The 16243-nt window shown below is 72.9% G+C and carries 14 protein-coding genes and 1 pseudogene; 8 read left to right on the top strand and 7 right to left on the bottom strand.

Going from position 1 to position 16243, the window contains the following annotated elements:
* Positions 1–60: 60 nt before the first annotated feature.
* On the top strand, positions 61–1692 hold the full coding sequence (locus tag ASD33_RS01895) for a DUF6350 family protein (protein ID WP_056552169.1): 1632 nt from the start codon (positions 61–63) through the stop codon (positions 1690–1692).
* Here ASD33_RS01895 and ASD33_RS01890 read toward each other — a convergent pair.
* The gene (locus tag ASD33_RS01890) at positions 1682–2413 is read right to left on the bottom strand and encodes a hypothetical protein (RefSeq protein WP_079044494.1); all 732 of its coding nucleotides are present in this window, start codon (positions 2411–2413) and stop codon (positions 1682–1684) included. The genes ASD33_RS01895 and ASD33_RS01890 overlap by 11 nt on opposite strands.
* A gap of 305 nt (positions 2414–2718) precedes the next feature.
* On the opposite strand from ASD33_RS01890, the gene purN reads away from it, so the two are divergent.
* A complete protein-coding gene (gene purN, locus ASD33_RS01885) occupies positions 2719–3345 on the top strand; it encodes a phosphoribosylglycinamide formyltransferase (RefSeq protein WP_056552163.1) in 627 nt (208 codons plus the stop codon).
* Positions 3320–4885, top strand: coding sequence for a bifunctional phosphoribosylaminoimidazolecarboxamide formyltransferase/IMP cyclohydrolase (gene purH, locus ASD33_RS01880; RefSeq protein ID WP_056552160.1), 1566 nt, complete (start codon positions 3320–3322; stop codon positions 4883–4885). Before purN ends, purH begins: the two co-directional genes overlap by 26 nt.
* Positions 4886–4961: 76 nt before the next feature.
* Here the strand turns inward: purH and ASD33_RS01875 are convergent, their stop codons facing one another.
* The 5 genes from ASD33_RS01875 to ASD33_RS01855 all read right to left on the bottom strand — a co-directional run bounded on the left by ASD33_RS01875 (position 4962) and on the right by ASD33_RS01855 (position 9686).
* Positions 4962–5441, bottom strand: a complete 480-nt coding sequence (locus ASD33_RS01875) for a hypothetical protein (RefSeq protein ID WP_056552158.1) — start codon at positions 5439–5441, stop codon at positions 4962–4964.
* Positions 5442–5519: 78 nt separating this feature from the next.
* Positions 5520–6407, bottom strand: a complete 888-nt coding sequence (locus ASD33_RS01870; RefSeq protein WP_056552155.1) for a hypothetical protein — start codon at positions 6405–6407, stop codon at positions 5520–5522.
* 109 nt (positions 6408–6516) lie between these two features.
* On the bottom strand, positions 6517–7392 hold the full coding sequence (locus ASD33_RS01865) for a peptidoglycan DD-metalloendopeptidase family protein (RefSeq protein ID WP_056552152.1): 876 nt from the start codon (positions 7390–7392) through the stop codon (positions 6517–6519).
* A gap of 102 nt (positions 7393–7494) precedes the next feature.
* Positions 7495–8895 (bottom strand): protein kinase, encoded by a 1401-nt coding sequence (locus ASD33_RS01860; RefSeq protein ID WP_056552150.1) that lies wholly within the window; start codon positions 8893–8895, stop codon positions 7495–7497.
* On the bottom strand, positions 8892–9686 hold the full coding sequence (locus ASD33_RS01855; protein ID WP_056552147.1) for a hypothetical protein: 795 nt from the start codon (positions 9684–9686) through the stop codon (positions 8892–8894). The genes ASD33_RS01860 and ASD33_RS01855 overlap by 4 nt, the downstream gene beginning before the upstream one ends.
* Positions 9687–9864: 178 nt before the next feature.
* On the opposite strand from ASD33_RS01855, the gene ASD33_RS01850 reads away from it, so the two are divergent.
* Positions 9865–11319 (top strand): DUF2079 domain-containing protein, encoded by a 1455-nt coding sequence (locus ASD33_RS01850; RefSeq protein WP_107103628.1) that lies wholly within the window; start codon positions 9865–9867, stop codon positions 11317–11319.
* A 61-nt stretch (positions 11320–11380) separates the two neighbouring features.
* Here ASD33_RS01850 and ASD33_RS01845 read toward each other — a convergent pair whose 3' ends face one another.
* Positions 11381–11974 carry a hypothetical protein gene (locus ASD33_RS01845; RefSeq protein ID WP_056552141.1) on the bottom strand — a complete coding sequence of 198 codons (594 nt, stop codon included), beginning with the start codon at positions 11972–11974 and terminating at the stop codon, positions 11381–11383.
* 250 nt (positions 11975–12224) lie between these two features.
* Between ASD33_RS01845 and ASD33_RS01840 the strand changes: the two genes are divergently transcribed.
* From ASD33_RS01840 to ASD33_RS01825, 4 genes and pseudogenes are all read left to right on the top strand, one after another.
* Positions 12225–13085: a bifunctional methylenetetrahydrofolate dehydrogenase/methenyltetrahydrofolate cyclohydrolase gene (locus ASD33_RS01840; RefSeq protein ID WP_056552138.1), complete on the top strand. Its 861-nt coding sequence runs from the start codon at positions 12225–12227 to the stop codon at positions 13083–13085.
* Between the two features lie 103 nt (positions 13086–13188).
* A pseudogene (locus ASD33_RS01835) lies at positions 13189–13566 on the top strand (DUF3017 domain-containing protein); the annotation flags it as partial.
* Between the two features lie 263 nt (positions 13567–13829).
* Positions 13830–14867, top strand: coding sequence for a DUF2690 domain-containing protein (locus tag ASD33_RS01830; protein WP_056552132.1), 1038 nt, complete (start codon positions 13830–13832; stop codon positions 14865–14867).
* A gap of 248 nt (positions 14868–15115) precedes the next feature.
* A complete protein-coding gene (locus ASD33_RS01825; RefSeq protein ID WP_056552129.1) occupies positions 15116–16105 on the top strand; it encodes a malate dehydrogenase in 990 nt (329 codons plus the stop codon).
* The last annotated feature ends 138 nt before the right edge of the window (positions 16106–16243 follow it).

The raw sequence follows: 16243 nt of genomic DNA, 5'->3' as shown, positions 1-16243 counted from the left end.
GACACAACGGAGGTTTGCCTGTTACGCGGCAAAAGCGCGTGTCGTTGGCAGCATGACCCCGTGACCCATCCGACCGAACACCCCCTGGTCCAGGGCGGTCGTTCCGCCGCCCTGGCCACCGCCTGTGTCCGGGGCGGGGTCGCCGCCGGGCTCGGTCTCGGGGCCCTCGCGGTCCTCGTGGTCGCGGCCTGGATCAGCTCCCCGTACCCCGACGGCGGCGCCGGAGGCGCCCTGCACCTGGCCGCCGGGCTCTGGCTGCTCGCCCACGGCGTCGACCTCGTCCGTACGGACACCCTGACCGGTCTGCCCGCGCCCCTCGGTATCGTGCCGCTGCTCCTGCCCGTCCTGCCCGTCTGGCTCGTCCACCGGGCCGCCCGCGACACCCTCGACGGCGGCGACGACGACCGGCCGTCCCCCTCCGCCGGGGGCGCCGTCGCCGCCGTCGCCGGGGGATACCTGCTGGTCGCGGCCGTGGTCGTGGTCTACAGCGAGAGCGGCCCGCTTCCCGCCGGCCTCGTGAGCGCCGGGCTCTGGCTGCCCGCCGTCGTCACGGCCGCGGCGGGAGCCGGGGTGTGGACCGCGCTCGGCCGCCCGCTGCCCGGTCAGCGGCAGGCCGCCGTCGCCCTGCGCGCGACGGGATTCGGCCTCCTGACCCTGTCGGCCGGCGGCGCGGTGGCCGCGGCGGTCTCACTGGCCTGGCACGCGAACGAGGCGCAGGCGGCGTACGCGGCTCTCACGGGGGAGTGGTCCGGACGGGTGGCGGTCCTGCTGCTCGTGCTTGCGCTGCTCCCGAACATGGCCGTGTGGGGCGCCGCGTACGGGCTCGGGCCGGGGTTCGCCCTCGGCACCGGCGCGCTCGCCACCCCGCTGGGTCTCGTCGGGGACCCGGCCGTGCCGCCGTTCCCGCTGCTCGCGGCGCTGCCCGCCGAGGGGCGCGGGGAGTGGCCGCACTGGACGGCCGTGGCCGTTCCGCTGGCCGCCGCCGTGCTCCAGGGCCGCTGTGTGGGCCGCTCGGCGCGGACCTGGGCGGCCCGCGACACCGCCCTCACGGCGCTGGGCGCGGCCTGGGGCTGCGGGGCGGCCGTCGCCGTCCTCGCGGGCGCGGCGGGCGGCCCGCTCGGCAGCGGGCGCCTCTCGGCGTTCGGCCCGGTGTGGTGGCAGACGGGGGCGGCGGCGGTGCTGTGGGGCGTGTGCGTGGGGGTCCCGGTGGCCCTGGGCGTACGGGCCTGGGGCCGCCGCGTACCCCGGGCGCCGCGCCGGTCGGTCCCGGCACCGGGGCAGGGTGCGATGGCGGGCGCCCGGCTGGTGGGGGCGTCGGTGGGAGTCGCGGCCGAGGCGTCGGTGGCGGGAGGAGCTGCGGCGGACGCCGGTTCAGGGGCGGGAGCCGGTGCCGGACCGGGGCCGGGAGCCGGACCCATGGCGGCGGACGGCGTCGGACCGGGTGCCGGAGCGGCGGCCGGGCCCGCGTCCGGTGGCGCCGCCGGAGCCGTACCCGGGCCCGGCCCCGTACACCCGGCCCCGGCAGCGCAGAGCGCACCCGCGGGCGCGACCTCCGGCGCCGACCTCGGCCTCGACGACCCGTACGGCGACTCCGCCTTCGAGCCGTACGACTACCTCCCGGCGGCCTGGGAGCCCGCGCCGCCGCCCCCGGCCCGTCCCGAGGGCGGCGGACCCGCCGGTCCTACTCCCTGACGCCGAAGCCCGCGCGCAGCGGCTTCGGCAGGAGGTCGTTGCAGGCCAGCTGGCCCGCGTGGGTGAGGGCGTCGTCGCGGCACTCGTAGAAGTCGCTGTAGACGAGCTTCATCGTGAAGCCGACCGCGACGATCATCAGGGCCACGCTCGCCGCGACCAGGCCGCTGATCGCGGCGGTCCGCATCGCGCGCACCGGGGTCGCCCCGGAGGGGCCCTGCGGCGTCGTTCCCGCTCCCGCGCCGGCGGGCCGGTCCGCCGGCGCGGCCGTCGGCTGTGACGTCGGCGACAGCTCCGCCGCGGGCTTCGGCTTCATGCGCAGCGAGCTGATCGCCCAGTAGAGGCCGAGCGCGCCGAGCAGCAGCGCCAGCTCCGGGATCTCGAAGATCGCGAAGAAGAAGGCCCACATGCCCGCGAGGATCGCGTACCGCGCCCGCCGCTGCGCCGGGTCCGTGGGGTCCCAGCGGAGCCGGGGCCCACCCTGGCCGCCCTCGGGGCCACCCTGACCGCCCCCCTGGCGCTCGGGCCTGCGGCCGAAGCCGTCGTTCGAGGGTCCCGGCTGCTGGGGGCTCCAGCGGCCGTCGGACGGCCCCGACGAGCCGGAGTTCCCGGACGTCTCGTCGTCCGAACCCTCCGGTCGCCGCGGCTGCCACGGCTGATCCGGCCTGCCCTCGGGCGGCGGCGCGAACGGGTTGTTGTCGTCCGTGGACTGGCGTTCCGGCATCTGCTGAACGTCTTCCCTCTGTCGTCGTGACCACGTCCGCACCCGTGGTCTCCGCTGCTGTCTCGTCTGCTGCTGTCCTGCCGCGGCCCGCGGTTCGTCCGCCGCGGCCCGCTCTTCGTCGGCCGCCGCCCGCTGTTCTTCGGGCGTCGGCCCCTGACGCTACCGCCCTGCTCCGCCCCCGTCCCGTGGGGGCCGTCCGGTGTGCCGGTATCGTTGCTGACGGTCGAGCCATTCGTAGGGTTCCCCGTATCGAGCGGCACGATTCGTTCGTACGACCGCACAAACACCACGGAAAGAGTGACCCAGTGGCTGCCGCCCGCCTCGTCGTCCTGGTCTCCGGTTCCGGTACCAATCTGCAGGCCCTCCTCGACGGCATCGCCGCGGACCCCGAGTACGGCGCGGAGATCGTCGCCGTGGGTGCCGACCGCGACGGCATCGCCGGTCTGGAGCGCGCCGAGCGCGCCGGGCTGCCGACCTTCGTCTGCCGGGTCAAGGACCACGCCACCCGCGAGGAGTGGGACCGGGCGCTGGCCGAGGCCACGGCGGCGTACGAGCCGGACCTCGTCGTCTCGGCCGGATTCATGAAGATCGTCGGCAAGGAGTTCCTCGCCCGCTTCGGCGGCCGGGTCGTCAACACCCACCCGGCTCTGCTCCCCAGTTTTCCCGGTGCCCACGGGGTGCGTGACGCCCTCGCCTACGGCGCGAAGGTCACCGGGTGCACCGTCCACTTCGTCGACGACGGTGTCGACACCGGCCCGATCATCGCCCAGGGCGTGGTCGAGGTGCGGGAGACGGACGATGAAGCCGCTCTGCACGAGCGCATCAAGGAAGTCGAGCGCTCGCTGCTCGTCGACGTCGTGGGGCGCCTCGCCCGGCACGGCTATCGCATTGAGGGACGAAAGGTTCATGTCGGTGAACACGGACACCGTTAAGCCCATCCGCCGCGCGCTGGTCAGCGTCTACGACAAGACGGGTCTGGAGGAGCTGGCCCGCGGTCTGCACGAGGCCGGTGTCGAGCTCGTCTCCACCGGCTCCACGGCCGGGAAGATCGCCGCCGCCGGGGTGCCGGTCACCAAGGTCGAGGAGCTGACCGGCTTCCCCGAGTGCCTGGACGGCCGCGTCAAGACCCTCCACCCGCGCGTGCACGCCGGCATCCTCGCCGACCTGCGCCTGGAGTCGCACCGCGCGCAGCTCGCCGAGCTGGGCGTGGAGCCCTTCGACCTGGTCGTCGTGAACCTCTACCCGTTCCGCGAGACCGTCGCCTCCGGCGCCACCCCGGACGAGTGCGTCGAGCAGATCGACATCGGCGGCCCGTCCATGGTCCGCGCCGCCGCGAAGAACCACCCGTCCGTGGCGATCGTGACCAGCCCCGAGCGGTACGAGGACGTGCTCGCGGCCGTCAAGGCGGGCGGTTTCGACCTGACCGCGCGCAAGCGGCTCGCCGGTGAGGCCTTCCAGCACACGGCCGCGTACGACGTGGCTGTCGCCTCTTGGTTCGCCGATGACTACGCCGCTGCCGACGACTCGGGCTTCCCCGACTTCCTGGGCGCCACCTACACGCGGAACAACGTCCTGCGCTACGGCGAGAACCCGCACCAGGGCGCCGCGCTCTACGTCGACGGCACGGGCGGCCTCGCCGAGGCCGAGCAGCTGCACGGCAAGGAGATGTCGTACAACAACTTCACGGACACCGACGCCGCGCGCCGGGCCGCGTACGACCATACCGAGCCCTGCGTCGCGATCATCAAGCACGCCAACCCGTGCGGCATCGCGGTCGGCGCGGACGTCGCCGAGGCCCACCGCAAGGCGCACGCCTGCGACCCGCTGTCCGCGTTCGGCGGCGTCATCGCCGTCAACCGCCCGGTCTCGGTCGCGATGGCCGAGCAGGTCGCGGAGATCTTCACCGAGGTCATCGTCGCTCCGGCGTACGAGGACGGCGCCGTGGAGATCCTCGCCAAGAAGAAGAACATCCGCGTGCTGCGCGCCGAGGGCGGCCCGGCCAACCCGGTCGAGGTCAAGCCGATCGACGGCGGCGCGCTGCTCCAGGTCACCGACCGCCTCCAGGCCGAGGGCGACGACCCGGCGAACTGGACCCTGGCGACCGGCGAGGCCCTGTCGGCCGACGAGCTCGCCGAGCTGGCCTTCGCGTGGAAGGCCTGCCGCGCGGTCAAGTCCAACGCGATCCTGCTCTCCAAGGACGGCGCCTCGGTCGGCGTCGGCATGGGCCAGGTCAACCGCGTGGACTCCGCGAAGCTGGCCGTCGAGCGGGCGGGCGAGGAGCGGGCGCGCGGCTCGTACGCCGCTTCCGACGCGTTCTTCCCCTTCCCCGACGGCCTGGAGATCCTCACCGCGGCCGGCGTGAAGGCGGTCGTGCAGCCGGGCGGCTCGATGCGTGACGAGCTGGTCGTCGAGGCGGCGAAGAAGGCGGGCGTGACGATGTACTTCACGGGCACGCGCCACTTCTTCCACTGATCCTCCGGCTCGGACGGACAGCGGACGGCCCGCCGGTACCTGGGAGGTACCGGCGGGCCGCTGTGCGTGCGGGAGGTCACCCCATCATGCTGTCGTCCGTGCACGCGTTCCGGTACACCCACTGGTGGGACCGGATCTGGTTGTTCATGTTGCGGCCGTTGGTGAAGTTGTTCGCGGGCCGGGACAGGTCGTCGACGAAGAACTCGCCCGGCGCGAGACAGCCGTAGCCGCCGGAGTAGTTGCTGAGGTAGTAGAAGGCCACGACGTCCTTGCCGCCCAGAGTGCCGGCGTTCATCACCGACGAGGCCTTGTCCCCCGCGTCGGTGAACCCGTTGCCCGAGGCGTTCCAGTCGGCGTCGTTACCTGCGGTGCTGCCGAGGTATCCGTAGCAGTAGGTGTCGTTGTAGGCGTACACGTTGCCGTTGCGGCCCGGCCAGATGTCGTTGCAGTGGTTGCTCGCGGCGCCGGTGCCCGATGCCTGGGCCGCCGTGGCGGGGGCGACCAGGCCGGCGACGGCGAGGCCGAGTGCGGCGATGGACGTGCCGAACTTGCTCATGTTTCGCTCCTGTTGGGTCCGCCTCGTCAGAGGCATGCTGATCCACGGCGCACGCCGTGGAGGTCTTTGGGGTCCGGTTCAGACCCGCGGGCCCGTGATGCGGGTGGCCCGGTTGTAGGCGTCGTGCTGGAGCCTCCGGTAGGTGTCGACCGCGTCTCCGTACCGGTCGCGAAGCGCTCCCGCGTAGTGCGACTCGCGTTTCCGGCCGATGTCCTTCAGCGATGTCTCGCGGGCACAGCGGGCCTCCGCGACCGCGATCGAGACCTCGAAGGCGAAGGCACGGTCAGGGCTGACCCCGGTGGAGAGACGGGGCACCGCGTCGCGCGCTGCGGGCGGATCCGGGTAGGCGTGCCCGGACCTCCGCATGCATGCCGCCCAGGCGGCGAGTGCCCGCCCGAATTCCCCGTCCCGCATCAGGGCGGGGACGTACAACGGACGAAGGTTGGCCGCGAGCTTCTCGGCTCGGAACCAGCGCGCCGGATCGCCGTAGAGCTCCTTCTCCACTACTTCGACGCAGCCGCCGAGTCGCTTGCGGATCGATCCGCCGCCGGGGATCTCGGTGGTCAGGATCCTCGCCGAGCGGCCGCCGTCGAGTGCCTTGTCATAGGCCGTACGCCGCTGCGGGGAGAGCCCGGCCCGGTACGTCCCGTTCGGGTTCGCCCGCCGGGCGCGGTCCTCCTTGTCCCGGATCCGGCTTCCGTAGCCGTGCTTCTGCGCCCACTCCACGTCATCGTTCACGAAACCGGTCGAGCGGCTCTCCTCCAGACCGAGCCGGGGGCTCGTCCAGTACGAGAATCCCGCCCGGTTCATGCACTGCTGGATCAGGATCTCGGTCGCGTCGGAGATCCGCAGCTGCTCCGCCTGGGTCGGAGCGCGCTCCGGCGGGGTGGGCGGATTCGAGCAGCCGGTCGTCACCGCCGCGACAACGGCGGCGACCACGCTCGCACGCACCAGCAAGTACCTCATCGCAGGTCCCCCCTGTGACCGCGCCGCACCTTCGCGGCGCAGTCACACCTTGGGGCCGATGCCGGGCCCGGGGTACCTCGTAACTCCTAGGGAAGTCCCCGGGGGAGCCCTACGGGCATTCGCCGCCCCAGGTCACCGCCTTGATCGTGCGGCCGCCCGACGGGAAGTCTCCGCGGCCCTCCGTCCAGCCGTGGTGCAGGCACTGGGAGCCGCCCTCGGCGAAGGTGACGTAGGCGTGGTCGTAACCGGGCTGCGCGTTGCCGTTGTTGAAGTAGGACTTCCGCAGGCCGCAGGGGCTGCTGGGGGTGTTCACGTCGGTCTTGCAGACCGTGCCCGTGCCGGCCGTGCCGGAGTAGAAGCAGACGTAGCCGGCCGGGCAGTTCGCCCACGCCTGCGGGGAAGAGCAGTTCCTGCTGGTGACGGAGAGCCACTCCGCCTCGGGACCGCCGTACTCGACGCCGTCGAAGTGGACCGGAACCCGGTCGGTCTCGTACGTGAAGTCGCCGGAGGCGCGGTAGCGCTGCTCGTAGTGCAGGTGGGCCCAGTCGCGTGCGTTCCCCGACTTGCCGATGCTGCCGATCCGGGTGGCGCCAGTGACCGACTGGCCCACCCGGACGAATGTCTCCGGCGCCTCCTGGAGGTGGTAGTACGCCGTGAACCAGCCGTTGCCGTGGCTGATCTGGAGGGTGTTGCCGGAGCCGGGGTGGACGTACGCGGCGGAGACCGTGCCGGGCGCGGACGCGTAGACGGGGCGGCCGTCCGAACCCGGGTTGCCCTCGGCCATGATGTCAAGGGCGGGGTCGTGCCCCCAGGTGTCGAGCTGCCATGTCGTCCCGCAGGCGAAGGGCAGCTGGAAGTCGGGCTTCCCCGGTGGCGGGGCGGCGGCTCGCGCGGTGCCGGTGGCGGCGGCGAGGCCGAGGGCGACGGCCGCGAGGGCCAGGAGCAGCGCGAGGGCGGCGCGTGGCGGTGTGAACGTGAACGTCATACGTGCGGACACACTTCCTCCGTTCGGGTTCGGTTCGTTCGGTTCGGTTCGGTTCGGTTCGGGCGGAGTCCACCGTCGCCGTGCGCGCCGCCCCGCGCGTACTCAGAACTCAGAGGGTGCGGTGCACCGCTTGACCCACTCGTGCGAGCGGGGTCGCACGGGCACCGCGAAGTCGATCCGGGTTCCCTTGCGCAGGCAGCCGAGGAGCTGCCGGTGTCCGGTCGCGGTGTAGAACTCCAGGTCCGGCAGCACCGTCCCCTCCTGGGGGCCGAAGCCGTTGTTGTACGCCGAGACGACCGGGCCGGTGCTCGCCCAGGCACACCGCGTCTCGGCGGCCCAGTCCGTCGCACCGCCCTGCCACAGGCACATCTCGCCCTTGCCGTCCCGCTGGCTGAAGAAGCACACGGCTCCGGGCGTACAGCGTTCGTAGCCCGGCTCCGGGCCCCCGCCGCCCCAGGCGATCAGGCCCGCGGTGAGACCGAGCGCCGTACCCGCCGTGACCAGCACTGTTCCGCGGACCAGTGCCCGCGTACGGCCGGGCCGCCGGGGCAGTCGGCCCTGCGCCGCCTCCCGTACCCGCTCCAGGAGCAGGGTGGCGTCGTGCGGGGCGCGGGACTCGTGGGTGCGGCCGAGGCAGTCGGCGACGATCCGGCGCCAGGGTTCGGGCAGAGTGGGGGAGAGGCGCAGGTCCTCGGTGCCGCGGGCGTAGCGGAGGACGGCGTCGCGGCGGGCGGCTGGGGTGCCGCCGGGGAGCGGGTGGGTGCCGGTGAGGACGAGGTGGGCGAGGACGCCGAAGGCCCAGATGTCGCCACTCGGCCGGACCCGGACGCCGCGGGCGCCCGTCTCGGGCCAGAGCAGCTCGGGCGGGGTGTAGTCCGGCGTGGCGAACCCGGGACCGTAGGCGTGGGTGCCCTCCAGCTCGCAGGCGGTGCTGAAGTCGCCGAGCCGTACGCCGCCGTCGGCCATCAGGAGCACGTTGCCCGGTTTGAGGTCGCCGTGGACCCAGCCGGCGTCGTGGAGCTGGTGGAGGCCCTCGCAGATCTGCACGAGGAGGGCGGGGCCTTCGGGGAGGGGGGTGGTCCTGGTATCGGGATCGGTCTTTGTGTCGGCCTCGGCCAGGAGAGCGTGGAGGGAGCGTTCGGCCGCTTCGAGTACGAGGACGGTGGTGCCGTCCAGTTCCGGGTTGCCGGGGTCGTCGACGGTGAGCGTCTCGTACAGCCGGACGAGCCGGGGGGCCCGTAACCGGCTCAGCAGCTCGACCTCTCGCTCCGCGAGGTCCTTGAGGTGGCGCAGTCCGCGCGGGGTGCACGTGCCGGTCGGCAGGAACTTGAGCGCCGCCGTCTCGGGGAGGTCCCCGTCGCTCTCGCCTTCGCCCGCGGTCCGCTGCGCCGCGTACACGCTGGCGAAGGCGCCGGCGCCGAGCGGCCGGCCGACGGTCCATCCGCCGACCCGGTAGCCCGGGTCCACGGTGAGCGGGAAGGAGTCGAGGGGGACGACGCTCATCGCTCCTCCGCCGGGGCGGTCGGAGCCGCCTGAGCCGTCGAGGCCGTCGGGGCCGGCAGCGCCGCCAGGGCCGACAGGTCGTCCTCGCGGACGAGGTCGAAGCGGAGGGCGAGCGAGACCAGGGACTCCTTCTTGCCGTTGAGGCGCGGTCCCGCGTCGGCGGTGTCCGGGCCGGGCTTGAGCCGTAGCTTCACGGCCAGGTAGTCGATGTTCCACTGCACGGAGGCGCGGTTCACCGCCGGCCACAGCGTTCGCAGCCGCCCCACGATCTGTTCGACCGTCGGCAGCGGCGCGTGCGGCTCGCCGCGCAGCCGGGACTCGCAGAGTGCGGCGAGCACGAGGAAGTAGCGCTTGGAGCGGTCGAGAGGGAAGGCGAGCGCGGTCGGCTCGCCGTCCCCTGCGGTGTGCGCGCGTTCCACGTAGTCGTGGCGGGGCGCCCAGACGCTGAAGTCGAGCAGGTCGCCGCCCGCGGGCAGAACGACCCGGGAGAACTCGAACGGCACAGGGGCGTCGACCCGTCCCGGGGCGATCTTGATGTGCTCCCCGGCGCCCTCCGGGTTCTCGACCACGTAGGTGGATGCGGTGCTGAAGTTGCTGAGGGTCCAGTAGCTCGCGGTCGCGCCGATCTCTCCGGCGGTCCTGGACACCCCGGGGTGGGGGATGTCCAGATGACGCCGTCCGCCTGCCGTGTGGGGGGCGGTGCGGCCGAAGTGGAGCCTTTCGCCGGGCGCCAGCCTGACCTGGCTCCCGGGGTCGGCGGCGTGTGCGGGCACCACGATGATGCTGTACATGACGCTTCCTTTCCCCGAGGTCTGCGCCGTCAGGCTAGGAAGCCGCGATAAACGAACGCAGAACGTCACCGAGGGTCGCCGGTCCGTCACCCGGCCCCCGGCGGCGACAGATCCGCCGATCGGGTGGACTCTGGTCTAATGGGTTGCTCTTTTGTCGACCACCAGTAGTGGGGGCGTGGTGTTGGACGTACAGAACAGGTCCGCCGAGGAGGCCGTCACCGGCGCTCCCGGCCCCGGCGGCACCGAGTCGCCGGACGGCCTCCCGCCCGCCCCGCTCCGCCCGTACCTGATCCTCGCGGGCGTCCTGTGCGGCCTGTACTTCCTGTACTCGTGGGTCCAGTACGCGCACTTCCGCACCCCGTCCTGGGACCTCGGGATCTTCGGGCAGTCTGTCAGGGCGTACGCCGAGTTCCGGGCCCCCGTCGTCGACATCAAGGGCCCCGGCTTCCAGATACTCGGCGACCACTTCAGCCCGGTCACCGCGCTCCTCGCGCCGCTGTACTGGATCTGGCCCTCACCGGTCGCCCTGCTCTTCGCGCAGGCCGCGCTGTTCGCCGCCGGAGCCGTCGTCGTCGGCCGGACCACCCAGCAGATCCTGGGCAGCCGCGCCGCGGGCATCGGGCTCACCGTCGCGTACGGGCTGTCCTGGGGGCTCCAGGAGGCGGTGAAGTCCGACTTCCACGAGATCGCCTTCGCCGTCCCGCTGCTCGCCCTGACCTGCCGGGCCCTGCTCCTCGGACGCTGGACCGCCGCCGCCGCCTGGGCGGCCCCGCTGGTCCTCGTCAAGGAGGACATGGGGCTGACCGTCGCCATGGTCGGCGCGGTGCTCTTCCTGAAGGGGCAGAAGCGGCTCGGCGCGGCCGTGGCCGGCTTCGGCACGGCCGCCTTCGCGCTGACCGTCCTCGTCCTGATCCCGGCGGCGAGCCGGGTCGGCGAGTACGACTACTGGTCCAAGATCGAGAAGACCGGGCAGGGCACCGAGACCTCCTTCGGGCAGGTCATCGGTGACGCGCTCGCCTCGGGCGAGCGCTGGGAGATGGTGTTCTACCTGCTCGCCATCACCGGCTTCCTGGCCCTGCGGTCCCCGCTGATCCTTCTCGTCCTGCCGACCCTCGGCTGGCGCTTCCTCTCCCAGGACCCGAACCACTGGGGCATGCACTGGCACTACAGCGCGATCCTGATGCCGGTCGTGTTCCTCGCCCTGGTGGACGGCGCCCGCTCCGTACGCACCTCACCGCGCGCGTGGCTCGTCTCGTACGGGAAGGTCGTCGTCCCCGTCGCGACGGCGGTCGCGCTCGTCCTCGCCGCGAACCTGCCGCTGCGCGAGCTGACGAAGCCGGAGACGTACCGGACGGACACCCGCACCGAGCAGGCGCGGGCGGCGGTCGACGCGGTGCCGGACGGGGTGAGCGTCGAGGCCGACGTCTCGCTCCTCGCGCACCTCACGGCGGACCACCGGGTCTACTGGGTGGGCACCTCGGGGGACGTCGACCCGGACTATCTCGCCTTCGACCTGCGCGGCTGGTCGCAGCAGGTCTCCGACCCGGCGCAGCTGGCTTCGCAACTGCATCCGGAGGCGCGGTACGAGATCGTGCACCGCTCGGACGGCTTCGCGGTGCTCAAGAGGGTGTGAGACGCGGCGCGCACGCACGAAGGGCCCGGTTCCGTGGGGAACCGGGCCCTTCGTCCGTGGATCAGTACTGCTGCTTGTTGCGGTTGAACCAGGCGGAGGCCTGTCCGCCGACCATCGAGGCCAGGATGATGCCGCCGATGGCGAGGCTGACGATGCCGCCGAAGACGCCGCTGGGCTGGCCGCCGGCGAAGTTGCCGAGCGCGCCGACGAGCATCAGCGAGGCGTAGATGATCGTGATCACGCGGATCGCGGTGCCGCCGGTCGAGAACTTCACGCCGAGGAAGATCGACAGGCCGCCGATGACCGCGAGCAGGGCGACGAGGACGAAGCCCAGCCCGGCGAGGCCCGTCGCGGTGTCCGAGTCGTCGATCGTGCTGGAGGCCGCGGCGATCCCGATGCCCATGACGACGGCTCCGATGAGCTGGAGGCCGCCGATGATGAACAACAGCACCCGCGCGGTGGTCATCAGTCCGGGCATCTTGACCGGGCCCTGCGGGTAACCGCCGCCGTACGGGGAGACCGGCGGGGCCGCCGGGTAGCCGTACCCCTGCTGCGGCGGCACGCCCTGGGGGGCCTGCTGCGGGTAGCCGTAACCGGGCTGCTGGCCCTGGCCCTGCGGCTGGCCGTAAGGGTTGTTCGGGTCGCCGAAGCTCATTCCGGGGTTCCTCCGTGAATTTCTCTGTGCGGGGACGACGCGGCCCGCGCGGAGGACGTTTCACGGCATGTGAGCGGATTCCCCCCGGCACTTTCCGCGGTACTACGCGGATCATCGTCGGCGCTGCGTCGACTTTTTGTCCAGTCGTTACCCGGCGCAGTTGTGCGAGTGCAACCTTCCGCGCCGTGCGAGAGGGTGCCCGGCCCGAGCGAATTGGAACAAGGCGGGGGTCATCCGGGAGGATGTCTCCATGAGCGCCCAGATTCTCGATGGCAAGGCCACCGCAGCCGCGATCAAGTCCGATCTGACCGTCCGTGTGGCGGCCCTCAAGGAGCAGGGCATCACACCCGGACTCGGCACCGTCCTCGTCGGCGACGACGCGGCCAGCCAGAAGTACGTGGCCGGCAAGCACCGGGACTGCGCGGAGGTCGGGCTCGCCTCGATCCAGCGCACCCTGCCCGCCGACGCCACGCAGGAGGAGATCGAGGCCGTCGTCCAGGAGCTCAACGAGGACCCGGCCTGCACCGGGTACATCGTCCAGCTCCCGCTGCCCAAGGGCATCGACGAGAACCGCATCCTGGAGCTGATGGACCCCGCCAAGGACGCGGACGGTCTGCACCCCACCAACCTCGGCCGGCTCGTCCTCAACGAGCCCGCCCCGCTGCCCTGCACGCCCAACGGCGTCATCACCCTCCTCCGCCGCCACGGCGTCGAGATCAACGGCGCCGAGGTCGTGGTCGTCGGACGCGGGGTCACCATCGGCCGCCCGATGCCGCTGCTGCTCACCCGCCGCTCGGAGAACGCGACCGTGACCCAGTGCCACACCGGCACCCGGGACCTCTCCGCCCACCTGCGCAACGCCGACATCATCGTCGCGGCGGCCGGTGTGCCCCACCTGATCAAGCCGGAGGACGTGAAGCCGGGCGCCGCCGTCCTCGACGTCGGCGTCTCCCGCAACGGCGAGGGCAAGATCGTCGGCGATGTGCACCCGGGCGTCGCCGAGGTGGCCGGCTGGATCTCCCCGAACCCCGGCGGCGTCGGCCCGATGACCCGCGCCCAGCTCCTCGTCAACGTCGTCGAGGCCGCGGAGCGCGCGGCCGCGGCGCTCTGACATGACCTCGGGGACCCCGGGGAATCCGGGAACGCCGGGGAACCCGGACGGTACGGAAGCGCCGGCGGAGGCCTCCGCCGGCGGCGGGCGGAAGCGCCCGGCGACCGTCACCACCGACACCGCGCGGCCCGAGGGCGGCGGCCGGGCAGCCCCCGGGGACGCTTCCGCGCCCGCCCGCCAGTGGCCGCTGCTCACCGTGCTCACGCTCGCCGGGACCGGGCTGCTCGTGGTGGGGACGGACCCCTTCCCGCAGGCCTTCCGGGTCGGCGCGATGCTGATCGGCGCCGCGCTCCTGGTGGGGGCCGTGATGCGCCGGGTGCTGCCCTCCGTGGGCATGCTGGCCGTCCGGTCCCGCTTCACGGACATGATCACGTACGGGGTGATGGGTGGCCTGATCGTGCTGCTCGCGCTCATGGTGCAGCCCGGGCCCTGGCTGAAGATCCCGTTCCTGGAGGAGATCCTCCATCTCACGGTGACCTAGGGTCCGCACCCGGCCGGAAGCCGGACCCCGGCCCGCAGCGTTTGAGACACGGCGCCCGCCCTCTCCCCCGTGGGAGGGCGGGCGCCGCTGTGATCAAGGGTCATGTACGCGCCAACGTGCGGCAAGTGCCGTCGGGGCGCTGTGGCACGGAAGTGACCATTCCGCTACCTCGGATCCGCATCCGGGGCGCGCGTCGCCTCCGGACCTGCCATTCTTCGGGGCAGCAGGGAGTCGCGAGGGGTACGGGACAAGGGGGACCGCACATGCCTGGCTGGAAGACGCTGCCCGACGAACTCGATCCGGACGTCCGCGCGTTCACCGAGCTGCTCCGCCGTCTCGTCGACCGCAGCGGCCTCGCCGTCGCGGCCGTCGCCGAACGCACCGGACACGAACGGGCCGTATGGGACGCCTTTCTGAACGCCCGTCAACCCGTGCCCCGTAGCGCCGTCATGGCACTCGCCGACGTCACGGGCAGCGACTCGGGAGGCCTCGCGGCCCACTGGGAGCGGGCGGAACGGGTGTGGTCCGGCCGGGTCGCCGGCGAGGGCGGGGGCGGGAGTGCGCCGACGGCCGGGGGCGGTGCCCGTGGTGACGGCGACCGTGACAGTGGCCGTGGTGACGGTGACCGTCGGGCCCGCGACGACCGCCACGACGAGAGCGACCGCACGATGCAGATCCGGCGCATCGACCTGCCGAGCCCTGCGCCCGCCCCCGATCCCGCCGCCGCCCCCACCCCCGCTCCCGCTCCTGTCTCCACCCCTGCTCCCACCCCCGCCTCCCGCCGCCACCGCGTCCTCCTCTACGTCGTCGGCACGCTCGGCGCCCTGCTCGTCGTCACCGCCGCCCTGCTCCTCGTCGACCTCGGCGGTTCCGACGGAGCGGACGACCGGGCGGCCGCCCCGTCGCCCACCACCGCCCCGCCCGCCACCCGGCCCCCCAGCCTCCCCCCGGGCGTGAGGTGCGCGGGCGCCGACTGCACCGGGCAGGACCCGGAGGCCATGGGCTGCGGCGGCGAGCTCGCCACGACCGTCGCCCGCGCGCGCGTGGGCACGGCCCTGATCGAGGTCCGCTACAGCGGCACCTGCGGGGCCGCCTGGGCCCGGATCACCGGAGCCGCCCCCGGGGACACCGTGAGCGTCGAGGCCGCGAGCACCGTCAGGAACGCCACCGTCGCCCCGGACGCCGACACGGCGGCGGCGACCGACGCGTACACGCCGATGGTCGCCGTCGGATCCGGCACGGCCGCACGGGCCTGCGGCGCGCTCGCGAACGGCCGCGAGGGCTGCACCGCGGGCGACTGACGTACGGCCGCCGTACGGCCGGACACGCGGGCGGACCCGGCACCGGACACGCGGGCGGACGCGGGCCCGGACACGCGCGCGGGCGCGCGGCAGTGAGCCGGACCACAAGGGGGTGGGGATTCGCCGGGGTCCGGGTCGGATAGCCTGACCGCTGGATATCTCTTCATGTCGAGACACCGATCGATCAAGAGAGCTATCCCGCACCAGGGGCAGGAACCCCCACCGCCAGCTGTCTTACGGAGATCGCCATGACCCGCACTCCCGTGAATGTCACCGTGACCGGCGCGGCCGGCCAGATCGGCTACGCGCTGCTCTTCCGCATCGCCTCCGGCCACCTGCTCGGCGCGGACGTGCCGGTCAAGCTGCGCCTCCTCGAGATCCCGCAGGGCGTGAAGGCCGCCGAGGGCACCGCCATGGAGCTCGACGACTGCGCGTTCCCGCTGCTCAAGGGCATCGACATCTTCGACGACCCGAACAAGGGCTTCGAGGGCGCCAACATCGGCCTGCTCGTCGGCGCCCGTCCGCGCGGCCCGGGCATGGAGCGCGGCGACCTGCTCGCCGCCAACGGCGGCATCTTCAAGCCGCAGGGCAAGGCCATCAACGACAACGCCGCGGACGACATCAAGATCCTCGTCGTCGGCAACCCGGCCAACACCAACGCCCTGATCGCCCAGGCCGCCGCCCCGGACGTGCCGGCCGAGCGCTTCACCGCCATGACCCGTCTGGACCACAACCGCGCGCTGACGCAGCTGGCCCAGAAGACCGGCTCCTCGGTCGAGGACATCAAGCGCCTCACCATCTGGGGCAACCACTCGGCGACCCAGTACCCGGACATCTTCCACGCGGAGATCGCCGGCAAGAACGCCGCCGAGGTCGTGGGCGACGAGGCGTGGCTGGCCGACACCTTCATCCCGACCGTCGCCAAGCGCGGCGCCGCGATCATCGACGCCCGTGGCGCGTCCTCCGCGGCCTCCGCCGCCAACGCCGCCATCGACCACGTCCACACGTGGGTCAACGGCACCGCGGCCGGCGACTGGACCTCCATGGGCATCCCGTCGGACGGCTCGTACGGCGTGCCGGAGGGTCTCATCTCCTCCTTCCCCGTCACCTGCGAGGGTGGCGAGTACAAGATCGTCCAGGGCCTGGAGATCAACGAGTTCTCCCGCACCCGCATCGACGCCTCCGTGAAGGAGCTCTCCGAGGAGCGCGACGCGGTCCGCGAGCTCGGCCTCATCTGAGCCCCGGCCTGATCCGAGCCAAGGCACGATTCGAGCCAAGGCCTGATCCGAGCCCCGCTCCACCAGGGCTCCCCCTGCTCGGCGCCCCCGGCCCGTACGACCGACCGTACGGACCGGGGGCGCCGTCATTTCCAGCCG

It is taken from the genome of Streptomyces sp. Root1304 (genome assembly GCF_001426405.1).
GTDB lineage: Bacteria > Actinomycetota > Actinomycetes > Streptomycetales > Streptomycetaceae > Streptomyces.
This window is presented reverse-complemented; position numbering and strand designations above follow the sequence as displayed.